This window comes from Anabaena sp. FACHB-83, from assembly GCF_014697485.1.
GTDB lineage: Bacteria > Cyanobacteriota > Cyanobacteriia > Cyanobacteriales > Nostocaceae > Nostoc_B.
On sequence record NZ_JACJRY010000004.1, the window covers coordinates 368,544 to 391,293 of the forward strand.

At 40.8% G+C, this 22,750-nt stretch carries 15 protein-coding genes; 7 read left to right on the top strand and 8 right to left on the bottom strand.

Features of this window, described 5'->3' with window-relative positions; genetic code table 11:
* Nucleotides 1-131 precede the first annotated feature (131 nt).
* Nucleotides 132-887, bottom strand: coding sequence for a MotA/TolQ/ExbB proton channel family protein (locus H6G79_RS07665; protein ID WP_190588223.1), 756 nt, complete (start codon nucleotides 885-887; stop codon nucleotides 132-134).
* Between the two features lie 552 nt (nucleotides 888-1,439).
* On the opposite strand from H6G79_RS07665, the gene H6G79_RS07670 reads away from it, so the two are divergent.
* From H6G79_RS07670 to H6G79_RS07680, 3 genes are all read left to right on the top strand, one after another.
* Complete coding sequence (locus tag H6G79_RS07670; protein WP_190588222.1) at nucleotides 1,440-2,360, top strand: class I SAM-dependent methyltransferase; 921 nt, start codon at nucleotides 1,440-1,442, stop codon at nucleotides 2,358-2,360.
* A complete protein-coding gene (locus H6G79_RS07675) occupies nucleotides 2,353-3,288 on the top strand; it encodes a PrsW family glutamic-type intramembrane protease (protein ID WP_190588221.1) in 936 nt (311 codons plus the stop codon). The genes H6G79_RS07670 and H6G79_RS07675 overlap by 8 nt, the downstream gene beginning before the upstream one ends.
* A 224-nt stretch (nucleotides 3,289-3,512) precedes the next feature.
* A complete protein-coding gene (locus H6G79_RS07680) occupies nucleotides 3,513-3,956 on the top strand; it encodes a hypothetical protein (RefSeq protein WP_199333907.1) in 444 nt (147 codons plus the stop codon).
* Nucleotides 3,957-3,961: 5 nt separating this feature from the next.
* On the opposite strand, the gene uvrC is transcribed toward H6G79_RS07680, so the two are convergent.
* From uvrC to H6G79_RS07695, 3 genes are all read right to left on the bottom strand, one after another.
* Nucleotides 3,962-5,839, bottom strand: coding sequence for an excinuclease ABC subunit UvrC (gene uvrC, locus H6G79_RS07685; protein WP_190588220.1), 1,878 nt, complete (start codon nucleotides 5,837-5,839; stop codon nucleotides 3,962-3,964).
* Between the two features lie 202 nt (nucleotides 5,840-6,041).
* Nucleotides 6,042-6,416 (bottom strand): hypothetical protein, encoded by a 375-nt coding sequence (locus tag H6G79_RS07690; protein WP_190588219.1) that lies wholly within the window; start codon nucleotides 6,414-6,416, stop codon nucleotides 6,042-6,044.
* An 88-nt stretch (nucleotides 6,417-6,504) separates the two neighbouring features.
* Nucleotides 6,505-6,642 carry a hypothetical protein gene (locus H6G79_RS07695; protein ID WP_190588218.1) on the bottom strand — a complete coding sequence of 46 codons (138 nt, stop codon included), beginning with the start codon at nucleotides 6,640-6,642 and terminating at the stop codon, nucleotides 6,505-6,507.
* A gap of 83 nt (nucleotides 6,643-6,725) precedes the next feature.
* On the opposite strand from H6G79_RS07695, the gene H6G79_RS07700 reads away from it, so the two are divergent.
* Nucleotides 6,726-7,871 carry an ATP/GTP-binding protein gene (locus H6G79_RS07700; protein ID WP_190588217.1) on the top strand — a complete coding sequence of 382 codons (1,146 nt, stop codon included), beginning with the start codon at nucleotides 6,726-6,728 and terminating at the stop codon, nucleotides 7,869-7,871.
* Nucleotides 7,864-8,634: a DUF3226 domain-containing protein gene (locus H6G79_RS07705; protein WP_190588216.1), complete on the top strand. Its 771-nt coding sequence runs from the start codon at nucleotides 7,864-7,866 to the stop codon at nucleotides 8,632-8,634. Before H6G79_RS07700 ends, H6G79_RS07705 begins: the two co-directional genes overlap by 8 nt.
* A gap of 378 nt (nucleotides 8,635-9,012) precedes the next feature.
* Here H6G79_RS07705 and H6G79_RS07710 read toward each other — a convergent pair whose 3' ends face one another.
* The 4 genes from H6G79_RS07710 to H6G79_RS07725 form a co-directional block, all read right to left on the bottom strand.
* The gene (locus H6G79_RS07710; protein WP_242048228.1) at nucleotides 9,013-14,379 is read right to left on the bottom strand and encodes an AAA family ATPase; all 5,367 of its coding nucleotides are present in this window, start codon (nucleotides 14,377-14,379) and stop codon (nucleotides 9,013-9,015) included.
* Between the two features lie 178 nt (nucleotides 14,380-14,557).
* Entirely contained in the window at nucleotides 14,558-14,782 is a 225-nt protein-coding gene (locus tag H6G79_RS07715; protein ID WP_190588215.1) for a hypothetical protein, read from the bottom strand.
* Nucleotides 14,783-15,256: 474 nt separating this feature from the next.
* Nucleotides 15,257-15,838, bottom strand: coding sequence for a transposase (locus tag H6G79_RS07720; protein WP_313933891.1), 582 nt, complete (start codon nucleotides 15,836-15,838; stop codon nucleotides 15,257-15,259).
* The gene (locus H6G79_RS07725) at nucleotides 15,795-15,995 is read right to left on the bottom strand and encodes a helix-turn-helix domain-containing protein (protein WP_242048231.1); all 201 of its coding nucleotides are present in this window, start codon (nucleotides 15,993-15,995) and stop codon (nucleotides 15,795-15,797) included. The genes H6G79_RS07720 and H6G79_RS07725 overlap by 44 nt, the downstream gene beginning before the upstream one ends.
* 32 nt (nucleotides 15,996-16,027) lie before the next feature.
* Here H6G79_RS07725 and tnpA point away from each other — a divergent pair, with 32 nt between their 5' ends.
* Nucleotides 16,028-16,330 (top strand): IS200/IS605 family transposase, encoded by a 303-nt coding sequence (gene tnpA / locus H6G79_RS37265; protein ID WP_199333906.1) that lies wholly within the window; start codon nucleotides 16,028-16,030, stop codon nucleotides 16,328-16,330.
* Nucleotides 16,331-17,537: 1,207 nt separating this feature from the next.
* Nucleotides 17,538-22,694 (top strand): calcium-binding protein, encoded by a 5,157-nt coding sequence (locus H6G79_RS07735; RefSeq protein WP_190588214.1) that lies wholly within the window; start codon nucleotides 17,538-17,540, stop codon nucleotides 22,692-22,694.
* The last annotated feature ends 56 nt before the right edge of the window (nucleotides 22,695-22,750 follow it).

The window sequence follows — 22,750 nt, forward strand, 5'->3', positions numbered from 1 at the left end:
AGTGCTGAGTAATAAATTGTCTTCTGCCTCCTGCCTCCTGGTCACTGAGCGTAGTCGAAGTGAGCCTCCTGCCTCTGGTTGGTGAGCGACTTGCCTTGAGCGCAGTCGAAAGGAGCCGAACCACTGCCTTCTTATGACTCAGGATCTAATGAATCAGTCACATCTGGTTCTTCTGGAGGTTGGGGAAATAGATTTTTAGCTTTTTTGCGGGGTGGAGTGACAGTTTCACGAGAAGCTTCATGCACAATTGCTGTATTGTTGCTAAATTCTGGTGGAGATTGACGATAAAGTAATTCCAAATCATTCCCCGCCTTGCGAAAAATTTTGACTTGGTTAACTAAAAAACCTTGGAATAGCCGATAAAATACCAAACTAATAATTGCAACGATTAACCCTGCGGCAGTACTAATCAAAGATTCACCAATCCCAGTAGTTACGCCAGCAGCTGATTCTGTACCTAAATCACCAATGCGAATTGAGCGCAAGGACTGTATCAAACCCAAAACTGTACCCAATAGTCCCAACAGTGGGGAAAGTGCAATCACCGCCTCTAAGAGTTTTTCACCACGACGCATCCCGGCTAATTCGTCTTCGGCTGTGGCTTCTAGTGCTAAACGAAAAGTTTCCAAATCCACTTTTAACAGGCGTAAAGGCGCGTAGAGAAATCGCCCAATGGGCTGATCTGTAGATCGTTTAGCGATATCTGCGGCTATATCCCAATCTTCTTGGGCTGCATCTAGTACACGGTTCACTACTTCCTTTTCTTGATTTAAAATCCGCAGCCAAAACCACAAACGCTCTAAAATCACACTCAAAGCCAGAATTGACAAAACTGCCAAAGGCCACATCGCTGGCCCACCCTTTTGAAACAGGTCTAAAATATCCACTGCTTAACTTTCCTCCCTCCGTACTTAGAGCAATTATCCCAAAGCATTTTAATTCTAAAGATTAATGTGCAGTTAGAAACTCAGATAATATAAATTTCCTGAAGCAAAGAAAGATTAGAGGTTAGGGGCTACCTGGATTTCTCACAAGAGAGAAATCCAGGGGTGTGGGAAGGGTGGGAACCCGGATTTCTCACCACACCTTTCAAAGCCTGTGCAGGGGAGCAGGGGAGCAGGGGAGAATGAAGGTACTCTCTCCCCTGCCCCTCCGCACCTCTGCCCCTCTGCCCCATCAAACGCCTGAAGCTTGTGAGAAATGCGGGGGAAGTGTGGGAGGATGGTGAAGAAATCTTTCCCCACACTCCCCTCTCTCCCCACACTCCCCTCTCTTCCCACACTCCCCACACTCCCCACACTCCCCTCTCTCCCCTCTCTTCCCACACTCCCAACTCCCTATTCCCCACCTCCAACTCAGTTACGGAACTTAACTATTGCTAGACTGGCTTGCAGGAATTATGTCATAAGTAAAAAAGGCTGTTCAATGCAAATCAACTTATGACTGCTGCTGTACAAAACTCTCCCAACTGGGCTGTTAACTTGGTAAACGGCATTTTAGCAATTAAGCCTTTAGCGAACCTAGCCAAGCACCAAGCCCGGCAAATGATGATTAAACGCGCTGAAAAAATTGGTGTGCCTTGGACAAAGGAAGTAGAGAGACTAAAAGCGCGTAATTGGTCAACAGATTTAGCGCAAGTCCAAAATCCGCAGCTTTCCTATCCAGATTATTATGTCACTTCATTTCATGCCTACGAACAGGGCAATCTGAGTTGGCAAGCGGCGTTTGAAGTCGAACCTGCGGCCCATGCTGTTCACGCGAAAATTTGGCCTGGTGCTGAAGTTGAAGGCGATCGCCAACTCCGGCGAAGTTATCATAATATTCTCAAACCTTTTTTGGCTGAGGAACCACGCGACATTCTGGATATGGGATGTAGTGTGGGATTAAGTACTTTTGCTTTGCAACAGGTTTATCCCGAAGCGAAAGTGACAGGCTTAGATTTGTCTCCCTACTTCCTGGCTGTTGCTAACTACCGCGCCCAGCAACGTCAAGCTAATATCAACTGGCTTCATGCCGCAGCCGAATCAACAGGGCTACCAGATGCGTCTTTTGATTTGGTTTCGCTATTTCTGATTTGTCATGAACTACCTCAAGCACCAACTCGCCAAATTTTTGCGGAAGCGCGGCGATTGTTGCGTCCTGGTGGCCATTTGGCAATTATGGACATGAATCCTAAATCGGAGATTTACAAAAAAATGCCTCCCTACATTTTGACTTTGCTCAAGAGTACTGAACCATATTTAGATGAGTACTTTTCTTTGGATATTGAGCAAGCGTTGATGGATGCAGGTTTTCAACGTCCTACAATTAGCAGCAATAGCCCGCGCCACCGGACTGTAATTGCTAAGGTGCGTGACTAATTTAGCTGTAATACTTTGGGCGGCAATTCCCCCACTGTTACTTTTAGGTTATTACTATTACCGTGTCGCCTTTGCTCCGGCTTTACTGCGTTTGCTGTGGTTTTTTATAGCCGGGGCAATTTCTGGTGGTGCTGCCCTGCGTTTACAATGGTTGGCGGAACTTGGACTTAATTCCATTGTAAACTGGCAACAAATTCAGCGATCGCTTTTTGGCGCAGCCTTACGTCAACTCATAGAAATCGGCCCCATTGAAGAAGGTTGCAAGTTCATCGCCGTTATTCTCCCCATTATCTATCTCCAACGCAGATATCGATTCCGCAGCAGTAGCATTTTGCTATTTACCATTGCTGTGGCTTTGGGGTTTACCGCCGAAGAAAACTGGATTTACCTTTACCACGGTACCGCCTCAATTCTTGACCGGAGTATTGGTACACCAGTTCATACAATGTTTTCTGCACCTTGGGGTTATGCTTTAGGAGTTTATTTTGCCTCAAATCTCAAATTACATCACCACCAGAAGTTAATTTTCTCAGCTTTGATCAATTCTGTGGTTTGTCATGCACTGGTGAATTTTTTATCAATTGCTTGGCGTTATGCTGTACCAATTAACTTTCTCAGTTATGGTTTATTTCCCTTTTTATTGTGGATGTTTTGGCGATTAGAACAATTATTAAGAAGGGTACAGAAGCAACCACCAATCATCTTAATTTCTCGCTCATGGCATAGAGGTTTAGTGTTATTTGCACTGATGTTGGGAGGAAATGCTATTTTTGGGTTATTTTTGTTAGCTAGAGTTCTTGAACCTTTACGTTGGAGGCAGTTTTTTTATCCAGAAATTGGGCGTTTTATTCTGAGTCGTTTTTCCTTGAATTTATTTTTAGCAATTTTGGCATTGTTGATTTATTTGTATTTACGTCATGGGGGATAGGTTATAGAGTGAGGTTGAAATTTGCAGTCAGATACTAAAAAGGAATTAACCGCAGATGGACGCGGATGCACGCAGATGATTTTGGATATTATCTAAGATGAAAATGACTTAATAATAATATACTGAAGGTTCATTTTCCCTTGATTTTAATTTCACTAATCTTACGATTGTCATCATCGCTAAATTTATAGATATTAGAAACATGGAATTTAATGTTGAAGACAATGAAAAGATTTTTAGTCATACCGATTGCTTTAGCCAGTTTAACTATTGCTTTATTGCCTGCTCGTGCTGAAGTTACAGAATCAGTAATAAACAATATGCGCTTTTTTATTACTAGTGATAACTTATTAATTGCTGCCAACATCAAGAGTGGTTCTGCTTGCTCTTTAAACAAAGGTACTTCTATTACTAAAATGGCTGGGTTTAAAGCAATCTATCAAGACAAGACTAATGCCAGGGTTTCAGGGAGAGTTGAAAGTTTTTTGGCACTGAAAAATAATGAAATTTATCCAGTTGGAGGTAAATTTCAAAGCAATGCTAAAGTTAGAACTGCTGACTGGTTAATTAGAAATACAGAATATTATCCTGAGTTTCTCAGTGAAATGGCAGATTGTACAACTGAAGGCGGATTAAGAAGAATGCAGTTCGACTCTTCTTCACCTTGAAGCTTTTACGCGGGATGAAAGTAATCGTAGATTTCCTGTGCTAGTCGTGGGCCGATTCCTGGAACTTCGGCGAGTTGAGCGGGTGTAGCTTGGCGGATATAATCGACTGAGCGAAAATGACCTAATAGTTGCTTTTGGCGATGATGTCCTAAGCCGGGGATTTCATCTAAACGCGATCGCTTTAGTTTATCACTGCGTTGTTGACGATGGAAACTCACGGCAAACCGATGGGCTTCATCCCGTAACCTTCTAAGTAATTGGACTCCTGGTTGTTCTGCGTCGGTGGGTAAGGGTTGCGACTCTCCCGGTAAAAAAATCTCTTCGCGCTGTTTTGCCAAACTCACAACCCGCAAGTCTTCTAGTAAGTTCATTTCTTGCAACACGCCAACGACAGATGATAGCTGACCTTTACCGCCATCAATCATAATTAAATCAGGCCAGTCAGGATTGCCGGCGCGTGGTAGTTGGGAATCTTCGCTATATTTCCGAAACCGCCGTTGAATGACTTCTGCTAAACTGGCAAAATCATCGGAATGTCCTATTGTGACGGTGGGATTTTTGATTTTGTAATGGCGATAATTTTGCTTGGCGGGTAAACCATCAATAAATACCACCTGAGAAGCAACCGCATTAGAACCTTGGATATGGGAAATGTCGTAACCTTCAATACGGTGGGGTAATTCTGGTAAGTCGAGAATATCAGCTAAATCTTGCATAGCTTGTGTATTGCGATCGCCCAATTTTTGCATTCTTTGTAATTCGTATTGGGCATTACGCTCGACCATCTCAATTAATTCTGCCTTGGTTTGGCGTTGAGGCGCAACAATTGTGACTTTTCTACCCTTCCTCTGAGTTAAAACATCCGCTAATATTTCTGTGTCGGGTAACTCATGCTGTACCAAAATCTCCGTCGGAATTTCCACCGCGTCAGCAGTTTGGTAATGTTCTTCTAAAACTCGTTGTAAAATTGCACCTGGTTCAGCTTGTGCATCAGCAACAAAGGCTAAACGTCCGACTAATTGTCCAGCGCGAATTTGAAATAATTGAATACAGGCGTGTTGTGTATCTGCGGCTAACGCTATGGCATCCCGCGAAACTGTATCATCTGGTAAGGATACTTTTTGATCTGCCGTCAGAGATTTTAACCCAGAAATTTGATCACGTATCCGCGCCGCCGATTCAAAGTTTAAAGCTTCGGCGGCTTTGTGCATTTGTTCGCTCAAAATATCAATCAATTCCTGAGTTCTACCTTGGAATACCATTGCTACTTTCTGCACAGTTTTGCGATATTCGGACGGGGAAATTAATTGTTGACAGACACCGGGACAACGCCCCATGTCATAATTCAAACAGGGACGGTCTTTAAATAATGGTTGGGGTCGTTGTCTAAGTGCAAAGATGCGCTTACTAATGCGGAGGATTTCTCTTAATAAACCTGTATCTGTATAAGGGCCGTAGAACTTATCTTTTTCTTTACCTAGTTGACGTTTGCGTGTGATGAAGATGCGGGGATAGTCTTCTGACCAAGTGATGCAAACGTAAGGATATTTTTTATCATCTTTGAGCAGCACATTAAAGTATGGTTGATGCTGCTTGATTAAATTGGCTTCCAACGCCAAAGCTTCAGCTTCTGTGTCGGTGACAATAAACTCAATTTCTGTGACTTGTCTCGCCATTGTGGCGATGCGTTCGCTTTTTGTATAACCTTCACGAAAATAAGAACGCACACGCGATCGCAATTTCCGTGACTTACCTATATATATAATGCGATCGCTGCCATCCCGCATAAAATAAACACCGGGTTCCGGCGGGATTTCAGCTAATCGGTTTTCTAGACGCTCTGGATCTTTGACTAGTGGTAGTATTTGAGCAGATGTTGTCACAATTAAATTTTTGGTAATCTGACGCTTTTACCTACCTCTATTTTAGAGAATAAACTCAGCGTTGCGGAATCTGAGGATGAAAGAGAACCGGGAAAGTGTAAGGGTATAAAAGTTTATTTATCTAAAACCTGACACCCCATACCCTTACACCCTTTTACCCAGTTTTCACAGACAAACTGTGTACGTAAGATTTATATATTAATTAACTAGCGATCGCTACTGACTTTTTGCGAGCGGGACGTTTACGGTCTGATTTTTTCTTAAATCCTACGGCTTGCGCTTGATCACTATCTGAACCATATTGTCCCCGCACAACTTCTTTCATGGCTAACACTGCGTTGTGAAATTCCCATTCGGCTAATCTCGCCGCATCAGTAGCCGCACGGTATAAAGTGAGTTTTTCATTTTCGACTTGTTGCAGCATTAACATTTTTTGATAAGCTGTCTGCAAAGCGTCTTCTGTGGCATCAGCGCGGGTTGTTGTGTAGTTGTTAATCGTTTGCAACCCGTGTAAGGAAGTGGTGTCTTGAATAATTATCTGACGAGATAAACGACGTGTCGTATCTTGGGTAGGCATGGATGTTTCCGTATAAGGATACATATTTAACGTACCCATTGCAACTAAAAAATTATCAGTAATATAAATTTTTTAGCTAGGATAATATTTAACGTAAGCGTGCAGTTTGATTGCAGACTGATACATTGTGAATGTGAGTCGTTACATTCATAATGTGAACCAGTACATTCATGATGTGAGCGATCGCATTAATAATGTGAGTTGTTACATAATAAATATGACTCATCACATTTATTATGTAAGTAATTATATTTACATAACAATGATATTTATTTTAGCTAAAAATTTTAGGTTTCAGGAATCATCAACATGAATCATGTCTTTGACCATCTACAAATCAATAGATATCGCGGGTTAAAGACAATAGCACTGTCCCAATTAGGACAGGTAAATATTTTTGTTGGTGATAATAATTCAGGAAAGACTAGCATTTTAGAAGCTATTGCAATTTTATGTAATCCACTTGATCCATTTCAGTGGTTAGAAATTTCACAACGCCGCGTTTATCTTGGTAAAGCATTGGCAATTCCTCGCCCAGATATTGACGCATTAAAATGGATTTTTCCGCAAAATATCAACTCTTTTAATCAAGAAGAGAGCAACAGCGAGATTTTAATTAATACCAGTGGTAATACTTCTATAATTGGGCTGAAAGCAACCTTAGAAGAAATTTATGGTAGTGGATCAGAAAATCCTCATAATGAGCAATTAAATGAAGATGTGTCTACTGCTGAAACTGACTCTGTACGTTCAGGTCTGGAATTAAAAGTTATAGCTTATTCTAAAACAGGACAAAGAGATTTATTTACTCAGGAAGTAGAACGCCAAGAAATATTTCAAATTTGGGAAAATGAGCGGTTTATTTGGCGTAAAAGAAGTAAACCTTTTGTCAACAATGCAACTGTATCTCCCTCATATTCTTCATCACAGCCAATTTTAGAGCGACTAACACAAATAATTTTGGAAGATCCAGGTGGAAAACAAGAAGTATTAGAAATAATTCAATGGTTTGACAAAAATATTATTGATATTCAAATATTATCTCCATCTACAGCTAAAGCAACTCTTTATATAGAACATCAACAATTAGGTTTTGCGCCTTTATATACTTTTGGCGACGGACTGAAGCGAACTTTAGTAATTGCTTTAACTTTGTTCTCTACTAAAAATGGTGTGTTGTTAATTGATGAAATTGAAACATCTATTCATGTTTCAGCACTGAGTAGAGTATTTTCTTGGCTTGTGGAAGCTTGTTGTAAAAGAAATGTACAGCTTTTCACTACAACTCATAGTCTGGAAGCGGTTGATGCTATGTTACAAACAGATATGAGTACAGAGAATATTGTTGCTTTTCGATTAAATCCCCAAGGAAAACCACCACAAAGATTTTCTGGTAATCTTCTGCATAGACTACGCTCTGAGCGCGGATTGGATATTAGAGGTAGTCATGGTTAAATATTGTTATATAGTGGCAGAAGGGCCACAAGATATTGAATTTTTAATTCGATTACTAAAATTTTATAACTTGCGTCGAGTCACAAGATTATCTGCACTAGATCCATTTTGGGAACCACTTGTACCAAAAACATTTCCTGTAGATGATGATTTGATGAAACGTGTACCTGTTCCTACTTTTTTAGAAAATAGTGAATTGTCTATTGCTTTACACAGTGCGGTAGGAATTACACGTTTAGCGAATACTGTAGAAGAGAGTTTAGCATTAATTTCATCTGCTGAGATTTTTAGTGTCGGTTTTGTTTTAGACGCTGATAGCAATGAAACACCTTCAGCAAGATTTAACGCCTTAATTAATGAAATTCAATCTATTGCTTTACCTTTGCCATCTGCACTAGGAAAAGTCACAAATACTTCTCCACGATGTGGCATATTTATTATGCCTAATAATCTGGTTGCAGGTACTTTAGAAGACATTCTGCTAGAATGTGCTAAGTTAAACTACCCAGATTTACTGCAACTTGCACTAAATTATGTTTCTAGTATTGATCAGAGTCAATTAAGCAAAGATGATTTACGAGAATTAAATAAGCCATCAGGTAAAAATAAAGCAGTCATATCAATCATTAGCAGCATCCTTAAACCAGGAAGAACTTTACAAGTTTCAATACAGGATAATCGCTGGATTGATGAAACTACACTTATGATAGAAAGTGTAAATCTTGTTAAAACATTTCTGGATGAAATTTTAGGAATAGTATAACTAATCAAAATAGTTACACTAGCTATGAAAATGTTGACATCAATGATACCTAGTTAAAGAAAATAAACCGCAGTTAAGAGAATAGTAGGTTGGGTGTAGGGATAGCGTAACCCAACAAAATATGCGTGAATGTTAGGTTCCGTTCCTCTACCCAACCTACACCAGTCTAAGTTGTTACCTTAACTGAACTGTATTGAGATGTAATACCAATTCGCAATTCGCAAGTCGCAATGACGCGACGCTCGTTCCTCGCTAACGCTTCGCTATCGCAGGCTCGCTAACGCTGCGCTAACGTAATTAAAAATTTAGCTCCAGTAAGACTTTCCTGATTTCTATCTGTCGCATTCTTTTCTTAAATTGGTATAACTAGCTAAATTTTCACAATTTAATCTCTTCCGTGAAAATAGTTGATAACGGCAACTCTGACTGACAAAGATTAAGATAGATTCGCGCGACTTGATCTAAGGGATTTTGTTGTAAACAATCTTGAAAATGTTGGGCGGCTAAGGTAAATTGTTGGGTTTGGTAAAGCTTAAGGGCAGTGTTAAATAATTCGGTGGTTGCTAGTTTACCTTGGCGGATTTCAGGAACATCGGCGGTAAATACTTCATGGACGGTGACGGCTGTAATTTTACCTTTGACTTTTACTTGTCCAACTATGCGAATATCAGAGCGATCGCAATTTTTCAACCGTTGAAATGTTTGGTCTGTAATTAATAGTGGTGTGTTAAATGTTTTGGTTAAGCCTTCTATTCTTGAGGCTAAATTTACCGCATCACTAATGACTGTGCCATCCATGCGATTAAAGCCGCCGACTGTGCCTAAAATCAGGGAACCAGTGTTAATCCCAATACCAATTTGAATTGGGGTTTGACCTTGAGTTTGCCGTTCTTGATTGTAAGTGACTAAAGCTTGTAACATCGCAATGCCGGCTTGCACTGCATCATCAGCATTACCAGCAAATAAAGCCATAATCGCATCGCCAATATATTTATCAATAAAACCATTATGTTGAATAATTATTGGTTCCATACAACTCAAATATGAGTTGATAAATTGAAAGTTTTCGGCGGGGGTTAAAGTTTCTGATAAAGTGGTGAATGAGCGAATATCGGTAAATAAAACTGACATTTCTTGTTGGACTTGATCACCCAACTGCACATCAACAATACTTTGTTTGTTCAGGAATTGCAGAAACTGACGGGGAACAAAGCGTTCGTAGGCTTGGTTTAAGGCGGCTAAGTCGGTGTATAAACGAGCGTTTTCCAGAGAAATTGCTGCTTGAGTCGAAAGTAAGTTGAGTAACTCTAAACGGTCAGGGGTGAATGCGCCTGTGGTCAAGTTATTTTCTAAATAGATGATACCAGTGAGTTTGCCTTGATTAATTAAAGGCGCACATAAAAGCGATCGCGGTTGAAATTGGCGAATGTAAGGATCACGGATAAACTCACCTTTGCGCGTGGCATCATTCAACACTACACTTGTTTTAGTGCGGATGACATAATTGACAATTGCCACAGACAGCATTGAACTATTTTCTATCGGCAATGATTTTAAGACTTGAATGTTATTTTGTTCAACTGTACCTTGGGCTTCAATTAAAAACTTGCCTTTAGTTTCTAATAGTAAACACCCTTGTTGCGCTCCGGCATTTTCCATTAAAATTTGCATTAAATTAGTCAGCAGTTTATCTAGCTGAATTTCTCCTGATAAAGCTTGGGAAGCTTTCATCACTGTGACTAAATCCAGGGAAGCAGAACCACTGGTACTGGTAACGCTGCTGGCATTGGTACTTTTGGTAGAAAGATGAGGACTAGTAATTCTTTCTAACTTGCGGCTTAATAATTGAGGATATTGATTTTCCAGATGTTTAACTTTTGCAGTTGCGCCCCATTGTAAATAAAGATAAGCAGCATCCTGCATATATCCTTGGGCAACTTTCTGTTTATTTTGGGCGAGATAAAACTTGGCTGCAAGTTCATTTGCTAACGCCGCTTCGTTAGGATAGTTGTTTTCTTGGGCTAAATTAATGGCACGATCATAACAAGCGATCGCTTCTGCTGTTTCATCATGGACTCGATGCCATTCTGCTTCGACTAAGGCTAATTTATGGCTGTAATTACTCGGTGCAGACTGCGCCCAAGTTTTTAGCTTTTTGATATTGGCTGTAACTTGTTTGAGGAATGTTTGCCGTTCTGTTAAATTGCTATTTGTTACTAAGGCTAACCGCACTAAAGAATCATAAAAATAAAACCAACCAATGATAAATAACGCCACTACAGCATCTATATAAGGAATTGCTAGTTCGGCATTTTGCCAAGCAGTTTGGTAATCTTCAAACCAATAATTCAATGTCAATAAATGAGTGTAGACAGTAAAAGTTGCTGTGCGGTAATTTGTCTCAATGTGTAGGTGTAAGCTGGTTGTGATATTGTAAAATTCCCCTACCAACTCACAGGGATTGGCATTTTTACCCTGCAAATTAGCGATCGCCTGCCGATAAATTTTAATTAAATCTAAAACTGGCTTTTTCTTAAACTTCTGAATTACTTCTAAATAATTAGCTAAACTTTGATCTACTTCTTTTAAATCTTGACCACAAAAATAACTATGACTGGTACCAACATTTGCTGAAAAGGACGCATACTCTGTATCCCCTGTATCTCGGCCTACTTGAAAAGCAATTTGCAATGCAGGTAAGGTATTAGCAATTGGTTCTCGCCAGTGACGCACAAAACTATTCACCACAAACAATACTCTAGCTTGCATATTTTTGGCATTGAAGCGTTCTATTAGTTTTAATGCCAACTCACCAAACTCATATCCCCCCGTTAAATCTCCGACAACGCCACACAAAATCAAGCCGTAAGTAGCGTAAGCAAAAGCTGACTCTGGCGTATTGCCATATATGGCGGAAAGTTCCACCTGTTTAAACACCGTTAAAGGAAACAAGTTTGGCGCTGCTAAATAAGTTGAAGAAGCAATACTGGATAAAATATGAATTGCAGCTAACTTAGTCGGATTAGTTAGTTGAGGTAAATCAGCTAAATTTTGTACTTGTCTACCAGCTAAGGCGAGTTTTGTTTTTAATAGTCCCAACAAAATTTGCAATTGTCCAGGGTTAGCTGCTAAAGGGATTCCCAAAAGTTTGAGAACTTGCAAACCTAATTTTACGGCTGTTAATAATTCATCTCTGGCGACAAGAGATTGAATTTTAATGGCATAAACTTGGACTTGATCAATTGTGGTTTGAGTGTGACGTAACACCACCTCAATTAATTCATCCATATATTCAAACGCCCCAGCCAAATAAGCAGCTTCTACAGTCGCTTCGTGCAGAGATAAAGTCAGAGAATATTGCTGTTGCCAACTTGTTGCTGTTAAACAATTAATTCCTGTTTTTAAATATTGCAAAGCAGGTTCGTAGGCGGCGGAAGCTTTTGCTTTGTTTCCGGCTGTTAAGTTTAACTGGGCTAATTGTTGTCGCTGTTGTGCATCTGTAATTAATTCCCAACCGAAATTTAATTGGTTAACAATGTCAAAAATCTTTTCTTCTTGTTCTGCAATAGTAATATTCTGCAATAACAATTGCCCAATTTGCAGATGCACTGCTTGTTTTTCTCTGGGAGGAATGAGTGAATAGGCTGCTTGTTGGACGCGATCGTGTAAGAATTTGTAGACGATATCTAAATTTGTTAAGTTGGCAGCAACTTCGCGATCGCCCACTTGTAATAATTGATAGTCGTTACCTTGGGGAAAAATTAGCCCCATTTCTACCGCTTCCCATAACTCGGCGGCTGTTTCTGGCAGAGATTTTTCTTGGACAATGGCTAAAGTTTTTAAATCAAATTGATTGCCAATACAAGATGCTAACTGTAAAACTTGCTGAGAATTAATTGGCAGTTTTTGAATTTTACCTGCCATTAACTCCACAACATTATCGGTAATTTGCGCCGCCTGAATTTGGCTGAGTTGCCAATCCCATTCCCGGCGCAGCACATCAAATTGCAGCAATCCTTCTGTATACAGCGACTTGAGAAACTCATTCATAAAGAAAGGATTGCCGTTGGTTTTTTGCTGTAATAATTGTGCCAGGGGAGTTAATTTATCCCAATCATGACTATTAAAGGTATCACTCAGCAGTGCATGAATTTGCGGCAATTCTAAGGGTGTTAAGGCAATTTCATTAATTGTGACCCCGGCTGTTGTTAAAGTAGCGATCGCACTCCGCAAAGGATGAGTTGCATCTACTTCATGATCTCGATACGCCCCGATCAGCAATAAGTATTTACTATCTAACTGACTCATCAATAATTCAATTAACTGTAAAGATGCAACATCCGCCCACTGCAAATCATCCAAAAAAATGACTATAGGATGTTCTTTTTGAGTAAAAACAGTAATAAAGTTTTGTAATACTAAATTAAAGCGGTTCTCAGCTTCTTGGGGTAGTAATTCTACTACAGGCGGTTGCTTACCAATAATCAGTTCTACTTCGGAAATGACATCAATAATAACTTGACCATTGTCACCCAAAGCAGTTAATAATTTTTCCCGCCAAATATTGATTTCTGTTTCTGTTGCCGTTAATAGTTGACGAATTAAAGCTGTGAAGGCTTGAATTAAGGAACTGTAGGGAATATTACGTTGAAATTGGTCAAACTTTCCTGAGATGAAATATCCCCGTTTTTGCGTAATTGGTTTGTAAATCTCCTGCACTAAAGCTGATTTACCAATTCCAGAGTAACCGGCAATCAACATCACTTCACTTTGTCCACGACTAGCCCGTTCAAAAGCTATTAATAAGTCGGTAACTTCTTGTTCCCTACCGTAAAGTTTTTGGGAAATTTGAAATCTATCAGAACTATCTTTTTTTCCTAGTTCAAAGGGTGAAATTGCTCCTGTTGTTGTCAATAAATCTAAGCATTGTTGTAAATCTGCTTGTAAACCAAAGGCGCTTTGATATCTTTCTTCCGCAGTCTTTTCGAGTAATTTCATCACTAATTGCGAAATAACTACAGGAATTGCCGAATTAATTTTATGGGGCGGAATCGCTTGTTTGGCAATATGACTGTGGACAAGTTCTACAGGATCTTCGCTAATAAAGGGTAATTGTTGTGTCAGCAGTTCGTAAAACGTCACCCCCAAAGAATAAAAATCACTGCGATAATCAATCGCTCGGTTCATTCTTCCTGTTTGTTCTGGCGAAATATAAGCCAGGGTTCCTTCTAAAATATTTAGGTTGAGTACAGTTGGATTTTCCTTTGACAACAGCGTTGCAATGCCAAAATCAATAATTTTGGTTTGGTGCGTTTGGGGATTTAGCAGAATATTGCCAGGATTAATATCTTTATGAATAATTTGTTGCTGGTGAATTGCACCTAAAGCTGCTGCTACTTGAATTGCAATGTGCAGAAAATTTTCCAGCGCCAAGGGATTTTGAGTTAGCCAACTCCGCAGAGGTTGTCCACCAAAATCTTCTAAAACTAAGACTAAGGTATTTTGATATTTTTCGATGCTGTAAGCTTGGATAATTCCCGGAACCTGAAAGCGGCGTGTCAGTTCGTATTCGAGTTTAAACCGAGCGATCGCTTCTGGGGTAGGATATTCCTCCCGCAATAATTTCAGCACGACTGGTTGGCGATCGGACTCTCGGTATCCCTGATACACCTGAGAACGAGGGCTATCATACAGTTCTCTTAAAATTTTGTACCCTTCCAGTGCGATCATAAATTGCTCAAGCATCAGAGCTATGTTTGTCAGCCTCACCAGTATAGTTTGGACGCTTTTAAAAGTGGTAAGATTACGTAATAGTTTTTTGTTAACAATGTAAAAAACTCAGTGTAGCGATCGCACTGAGCTAAAATAACAATCTTTAAGTTTTGGGTAATTACCCTAAGTTAAGCTTAACTTTCAGTATTCATTAATCATCCTTCTCGCCGCTTTCATTGCCGTAAACCGGACGACAAATGTAGGTAGGATAGTTATACCCACTTGATGGATATCTTGATTGACCGCCTGAAGGTTGTCCACCGTATGTTGGCTGACTATCTGATGTTGTTCCAGTACCTTGTCCACCAGATAATAACTGCTGTTCTGCTGTTGATAAGTCAACAACTAAATTAGATGTAATGAATTTATTTGACATAATTTTTTACCTCACTTAAGTTTATAGGTATATAAAACCTATGCTTTTATTATTATTTATTTTATCTTTTAATAAATTATTCTCTGGTTATAGTTTTTTGTCCGCACCCTCATTCTTTAGGATTAAAGCTTGTTGAAAAGCCAGTAAAAGCTCATAAATTAAATTACCATACTCCAGACCCCTTAAAGAAGTTATAAATATGAAAATGTTGATGATTTTTAGGATATGGTTTACGCCACAATTGATAATTAACACAACTTCCATTTATCGGAGCTAAGTCAATAAGGTTCGGTTAAGATCCCCCCGCCTACGGCGACCCCCTTTTTAAGGGAGTAAAATATGATTTTCAGCCCCCTTTTTTAAGGGGGGTTTGGGGGGATCTCAAAATACTAAAACGTTAACCAAACTGTATTGGAAGCTAAGTACAAAATATGTAAATTACAAATTACAAATTAGTCAATTATCATGAACTACCTACGGACTTCGCTTCGCTACGTCCCTTGGTTTCAGACGCTTCACCTGCTGAACTTTCCTAAACCCTCCACAATGCTGTGGGTTTTTAGAAAGAGGTTCAGCATCAGCGTTTGAGAGGCTAGTTCCTAACCCCTTAGCATAATTGAGCATTACCATAGCTGCTGCTACGTCACGATCAGCAACAAAATTACAGACCTCACAATTATGCACACGTTGGGACAACTCTTTTTTCTTTTTGTGTCCACATCTAGGACAGGTTTGAGATGGAGCAATCTTGAGGGGTACATAAACAAATACCCCATTACACTCATCAAGTTTGTATTTGATAAGCGATATCAAGTTGCCAATTCCAACATCTAACAGTGACCGATTTAATCCTGTTTTTTGATGCTTTCTCTTGCTGCCCTTCTTGAGGCAGTTGCGTGGTGAAGCAGTCCGGTCTTGGGGGTTTCCCCCAGGAGGAACTGCTGAAAGGGTTTCCCGACTTGAGCAAACTGCCGTGGCTCTACGAGTCATCCCCTTGATGTTCAACTTCTCACTAGCTACATTCTTTGAACTCTGGCAGAATATTTTGCTGATCATAGTAACTAATAGAATTACCAAAACGCTGATATTCTGTCTTTCTGTGGTAAAGACAGGCATTGAACAAATCTTTATGAAGTCGTTGCCAATAATGCAATTTCGACTCCTGGGATTTAGTTGGATATAAGCGAAAGGTGGTTCTACGTGTTACTATCATGGGTGTCATCATACCATTCACTTAACGAGAGAGTGCAACCCTCACTCAGAAAGAGTTCTCATGCTGTATTTTGCATTCACTTACATATTGTGTTGGTAACGAAGTATCGACGCAAGGTAATTACTTCTGAAATTCTCACAAGAATGCAAGCAATTTTTACGGATCTCTGTGAACAACAAAAAAGCATTTTGATTGAGTTCAATGGCGAAGAAGACCATGTTCATCTATTGGTCAATCTGTCTCCAGACAATCATATTTCTGAGTTTGTAAAAGTCCTAAAAGCGTCATCAAGTAGACTAATTCGCAAGGAGTTCAAGTCTCATGTGAGTAGTTGACTAGATCCTGCCCTTGCTTTCATCCCCCAGTGTAGTGAAACGGAACTGGGGTACTTCCCGCAAGGAGGTTAAAAAAATTAACATTATTGTTGCAATCTGCTAAATCACCAAATTCTGGCTGAAAATTATAAACCCTCAGCACCACATCTCAAAAGATAGATTAATTATCTCTTTATTTTTGATTCATCATCGATAACATTCATATCTTGACCATCACTAATCGGGACAAATTTGTTACTAATTGCCTCTACCATATTTCTTGGCTATCAAAAAGTGAATAATACACAAATATAAATATTGCGATGACTATATGTATATATTTCATGGGTACTGTAAAGAGTATGTAAAGATGCTTTTGGTGAGAATAGACACCTCAGTAAATATACAGTACAATTTCAATAAATTATTTAGATATTACCTAGTTTATTCAACTAAATAATCATAGGTATAAACCCCCTATCTAGCTGTGGGATTGTCTTTCTGTGTCAAATACATCTTTAAGCCTGATGTTTCGCTGTTGGATGAGCGATCGCTAATGATCAAAGGATGGTTAAAATAGAGCCTAAATATGAGTGCTTGTATGAGAATTCATAAAAGCACCAACAATGCAGAGATCAATAACAACTAACAATATCCTACATACCAATTTGACATAAATAATACATCAATTAACCAGCTAAAAACATGCTCATACTCTGAGAAGAGTGTAGTGATTTTACTGGACAACAGTAATGTTCATACAAGATTCAGAAAATTGGTATTGTTTAATCTTAAATTTTACTCACCCTGCAATATCTTGCAAAAGTTTCTCAGTTATCTATGGGCTGATATACTGATGTCACGAGAAACTTCTTCAGAAACTTTGCAAAATCACATTCTATAAGACTTAAAAATCAGCTAAAAAACAATCTATTCTGCAAATGTGTTTCTGAAAAATTTTGGAGAAAACTTTATAAAAAATTACTTTGTTATGTAATCTAAATATGCTTCAGTTAAATATGTTTGTAATTGTTGAAAGCAACAGTAGCCGCCAGGACTATGTTGCGAGTTGTGTATGAATAATTTAACTGAATTGTATTGCTGTGATGCTGAAACAATATGCTGAGAGAGTCAACCATCAGCATAATTTTCATTTTTGAAAACAGCGAAAATTGCAGTTTAAAAACTTTCAACTGGCTGAATCAATCAATTTATTTAGGTAAAAGTTATGGCAAATATCAACGGTACCAATGGCGATGACAACCTGATTGGCACAACTGGCGATGATATTATTACCGGCCGTGGTGGAAATGATAATTTATCAGGTAATGGCGGTAGCGATATTCTAGACGGTGGCGCTGGAGATGATAATATTTCCAATTTTGCAAGCACTGGAAATAGCATCCTTGATGGTGGCGCAGGCGACGATGTATTGGATGTGGATCAGTCTAGCGGTGATAACCTAGTTGATGGTGGTGCCGGTGATGATTATCTCGCCGCCGTAGGTTCCTCTGGGGTTAACGTTCTCAACGGTGGTGGTGGACAAGATATCTTAAACGCGGATCAGTCAACAGGCAATAACCTGCTGAATGGTGGTGGTAATGATGATTTTCTCTCAGCGATCGCATCTGAAGGTAATAACGTCCTTGATGCTGGAGGCGGTAACGACATCCTCAATATCAATCAGTCCGATGGCGATAACCTACTTGAAGGCCGTGCTGGTAATGATCAACTGTTGGCTGTTGGTACTTTTGGGAATAACATCCTCAATGGTGGAGATGGCGAGGATACATTAAATGCTGACGATTCCATAGGTAATAACACCCTCAATGGTGGTGGGGGTGCTGATTATATTACGGCTGTGGGTTCATCTGGGAATAACACCCTCAACGGTGGAGGAGATGCTGATACCTTAGATGTCACCGATTCCACAGGGGATAACCAGCTAAATGGGAATGGTGGTGACGATACCTTGACAGCATATCGTTCCACAGGTGACAACACACTCAACGGTGATGCAGGCGCGGATACCTTGGATGTGGATCAGTCCAGTGGCGATAACACCCTGGATGGTGGTGTTGGTGATGATTCTTTGTTTGCGATCGATTCCACTGGAGATAATACTCTCTATGGTCGTGATGGAGAAGATATCTTAAACGCAGATCAATCCACTGGAGAGAACTATCTCTATGGTGGTGCTAATAATGACTCTCTGTCTGCCGTTGCTTCCGAAGGTGATAACTTCCTGGATGGTGGAAGTGGCAACGACATCTTAATTGTTGATCAGTCTAGTGGCGATAACCTGCTTGAAGGTGGTACAGGGAATGATGAACTGTCGGCTGTCGGTGCTTTTGGCGATAACATCCTCAATGGTGGAAATGGTCAGGATACATTAAATGCAGACAATTCCACAGGAGATAACCTGCTGGATGGTGGTGATGGGGCTGATTATATTACGGCTGTAGGTTCATCCGGTTACAACACCCTCAACGGTGGCGCAGGTGCTGATACCTTAGATGTAACCGATTCTACAGGTGATAACATCCTCAATGGCGAGAACGGCAATGATACCCTGACAGCTTATCGTTCATCTGGTTATAACACCCTCAACGGTGGTGCTGGTGCTGATACCTTAGATGTAGATCAGTCAAGTGGCGACAATTATCTCTATGGTGGTGGTGGCGACGATTATCTGTCAGCAATTGATTCTACTGGAGATAATAATCTCTACGGTGATGATGGAGAAGATATCTTAAACGCAGATCAATCCACTGGAGAGAACTATCTCTATGGAGGTGCTAATGATGACTCTCTGTCTGCCGTTGCTTCTGAAGGTAATAACCTCTTGGATGGCGAAGGTGGCGACGATATCTTAACTGTTGATCAGTCTAGTGGCAATAACCTGCTTGAAGGTGGTACAGGGAATGATGAACTGTCGGCTGCTGGTTCATCTGGGAATAACATCCTCAATGGTGGAAATGGTCAGGATACATTAAATGCAGACAATTCCACAGGAGATAACCTGCTGGATGGTGGTGATGGGGCTGATTATATTACGGCTGTAGGTTCATCCGGTTACAACACCCTCAACGGTGGCGCAGGTGCTGATACCTTAGATGTAACAGATTCTACAGGTGATAACATCCTCAATGGCGAGAACGGCAATGATACCCTGACAGCTTATCGTTCATCTGGTTATAACAACCTCAACGGTGGTGCAGGTGACGATACCTTAGATGTAGATCAGTCAAGTGGTGACAATTACCTCTATGGTGGTGGTGGCGACGATTATCTGTCAGCAATTGATTCCACTGGAGATAATAATCTCTACGGTGATGATGGAGAAGATATCTTAACAGCAGATCAATCAACAGGCGATAACTATCTCTATGGTGGTACTGATGATGACTATCTGTCTGCCGTTGGTTCCGAAGGTAATAACCTTCTGGACGGCGGAAGTGGCAACGACATCTTAATTATTGATCAGTCTAGTGGTGATAATACCCTTGAAGGTGGTACGGGGAATGATGAACTTTCTGCTGCTGGTTCATCTGGCAATAACACCCTCAATGGTGGCGAAGGCGACGATACAGTAAACGCAGACAATTCCACAGGCAATAATGTCTTCAATGGTGATGCAGGCGCTGATTATATTACGGCTGTGGGTTCATCTGGTAGGAACTTCCTCAATGGTGGCGAAGGCGACGATACTCTAGATGTGACGGATTCCACAGGTAATAACGTCCTCAATGGCCAAGACGGTAACGATACCCTGACAGCTTATCGTTCCACAGGTGATAACATCCTCAATGGTGGCGCAGGCGACGATACCTTAGATGTAGATCAGTCAAGTGGCGACAATTACCTCTATGGTGATATCGGTGATGATTTCTTATCGGCAATCAATTCCACTGGAGATAATACTCTCTACGGTGGTGATGGAGAGGACATCTTAGACGCAGATCAATCAAGTGGCGCTAATTCTCTTTATGGTGGCGCTGATGATGATTATCTGTCTGCCGTTGGTTCCGAAGGTGATAACCTCTTGGATGGTGAAGATGGCGACGACATTTTAATTGTTGATCAGTCTACAGGCGATAACACCTTAGAAGGTGGGGCTGGTGATGATGAACTGTTGGCTGCTGGTTCATCTGGTAATAACACCCTCAACGGTGGCGAAGGCGACGACATATTAAATGTTGACGATTCCACAGGTAACAACACCCTCAATGGCGACGCAGGAAATGACGAATTGTCTGCCCTGGGTGCATCCGGTAATAACAACCTCAACGGTGGCGGAGGTGATGACGCAATCTATGTGAGTACTGCCTTACAACAGTCAACAACCCTGGTAGTACAAACAGTTGACGGTGGCGCAGACTACGATTACCTTTTTGTTGATTACAGCAACGCTACAGCCGGCATCACTTCCACATACAACTCGTCAACCAATAGCGGTAGAATTACCGCAGGCACAAATCGAGTTAACTACAGAAATATCGAAAGTCTGGAGCTGATTGGTACAGCCTTCAGTGACAACATCATAGGAACCAACGGCAACGATACACTTTCTGGTGGCAGTGGTGGCAATGATGTTATCAACGGCGGTGCTGGGGATGATTATATTTCAGCGATTGGTTCCTCTGGTAATAACACCCTCAACGGTGGCGAAGGTAACGATAGGTTAATAGTTGATGAATCTACCGGGGATAACCTGCTGAATGGTGGTGGCGGTAACGATACTCTATCTGCTTATCGTTCTGAGGGTGATAACACTCTCATTGGTGATGCAGGTGACGACACATTAGATGCGGATGAGTCCATTGGTAATAACACCCTCAATGGTGGTAGCGGTGATGATCATCTTTCAGCTATTGGTTCCACTGGGAATAACACCCTCAACGGTGGTCTTGGGCGTAATACCTTAAATGTGAATCAGTCCAGTGGTAATAACACCCTCAATGGTGATAATGCTGACGATGTGTTGTTGGCAGATGCTTCTGTGGGCAATAACACCCTCATTGCTAGAGGTGGTAATGACAGATTAAGTGCGGAATATTCTGAAGGGAATAACCTGCTTGATGGTGGTGCTGGTGATGACTATCTGTCTGCTGTTGGTTCCTTTGGCCTTAACACCCTCAATGGTGGTCATGGTAACGATATAGTGACTGTTGACTATTCCAGTGGTAACAACCTACTCATTGGTGACGATGGTAATGATACCCTGTCTGCTTATCGTTCCACGGGCGATAACACTCTCATTGGGAATACAGGGAGTGACATATTAAATGCCGATGAGTCCACTGGTGATAACACCCTGAATGGTGGTAGCGGCGATGATTATCTCTCGGCAATTGGTTCCTCTGGTGATAACATCCTCAACGGTGGCGCTGGACGCAATACCTTAGATGTCAGTCAATCCACAGGTAATAACACTCTCATTGCTGATACCGGGAACGATACCCTGTCGGCTTATCTTTCTGAGGGCGATAACACTCTCATTGGTAATGCAGGTGACGACACATTAGATGTAGATCAGTCCAGTGGTAATAATACCCTCGAAGGTGGTAACGGTGATGATTATCTTTCGGCAATTGGTTCCTCTGGTGATAACATCCTCAACAGTGGTGTTGGGCGCAATATCTTAGATGTCAGTCAATCCACAGGTGATAACACCCTCAATGGTGGTAACGGTGATGATGTGTTGTTGGCAGATGCTTCTGTGGGCAATAATATCCTCACTGCCGCAGGCGGTAATGACAGGTTAAGTGTGGAATATTCTGAAGGGAATAACTTACTTGATGGTGGTGTTGGTAATGATGAATTGTCCGCCGTCGGTTCGTTTGGCATTAACACCCTCTATGGTGGTATTGGTAACGATGTGTTGACGGTTGACTATTCCAGAGGCAATAACATACTCAATGGTGACAGTGGTAATGATACTCTGTCGGCTGTAGAAGCTACTGGGAATAACACCCTGGATGGCGGTAGCGGAAATGATACTTTGATTGGTGGTAATGGCAATGATTTTCTCATTGGTGGCGTAGGTAATGACTTGATCACGGGTGGTAGCGGTGCAGATACCTTTGTCTTTAATCGTTTTAATGAAGGTATTGACACAATTACTGACTTCAGCATTAGTAATGACATCATTCAGATATCTGCGGCTGGTTTTGGTGGTGGTTTATTAGCTGGGGCGCTATCGATTAGTCAGTTTACCTTGGGAACTGCTGCAAGCAACACCGATCAAAGATTCATCTATAACAATATTACTGGTGCGTTGTACTTTGACCAAGATGGTAATGCTGGTGGATTCAGACAAGTACAACTAGCACAATTGTCTGGTGCGCCGGCTTTGAATGTCAGCAATTTTGTGATTGTTTAAAGACTGTCGCAAAGCTAATTATGAAATTGCAATAGTACAGAAAACAAAGGTTACGC

Excerpts from the sequence above, each read along its gene's own strand:
- H6G79_RS07670 (WP_190588222.1), top strand. The coding sequence starts at position 1,440 with ATGACTGCTGCTGTACAAAACTCTCCCAACTGGGCTGTTAACTTGGTA.
- H6G79_RS07680 (WP_199333907.1), top strand. The coding sequence starts at position 3,513 with ATGAAAAGATTTTTAGTCATACCGATTGCTTTAGCCAGTTTAACTATT.
- H6G79_RS07690 (WP_190588219.1), bottom strand. The coding sequence starts at position 6,416 with ATGCCTACCCAAGATACGACACGTCGTTTATCTCGTCAGATAATTATT.
- H6G79_RS07695 (WP_190588218.1), bottom strand. The coding sequence starts at position 6,642 with ATGAGTCATATTTATTATGTAACAACTCACATTATTAATGCGATCGCT.
- H6G79_RS07700 (WP_190588217.1), top strand. The coding sequence starts at position 6,726 with ATGAATCATGTCTTTGACCATCTACAAATCAATAGATATCGCGGGTTA.
- H6G79_RS07705 (WP_190588216.1), top strand. The coding sequence starts at position 7,864 with ATGGTTAAATATTGTTATATAGTGGCAGAAGGGCCACAAGATATTGAA.
- H6G79_RS07710 (WP_242048228.1), bottom strand. The coding sequence starts at position 14,379 with ATGCTTGAGCAATTTATGATCGCACTGGAAGGGTACAAAATTTTAAGA.
- H6G79_RS07715 (WP_190588215.1), bottom strand. The coding sequence starts at position 14,782 with ATGTCAAATAAATTCATTACATCTAATTTAGTTGTTGACTTATCAACA.
- H6G79_RS07720 (WP_313933891.1), bottom strand. The coding sequence starts at position 15,838 with ATGATCAGCAAAATATTCTGCCAGAGTTCAAAGAATGTAGCTAGTGAG.
- H6G79_RS07725 (WP_242048231.1), bottom strand. The coding sequence starts at position 15,995 with ATGATAGTAACACGTAGAACCACCTTTCGCTTATATCCAACTAAATCC.
- H6G79_RS07735 (WP_190588214.1), top strand. The coding sequence starts at position 17,538 with ATGGCAAATATCAACGGTACCAATGGCGATGACAACCTGATTGGCACA.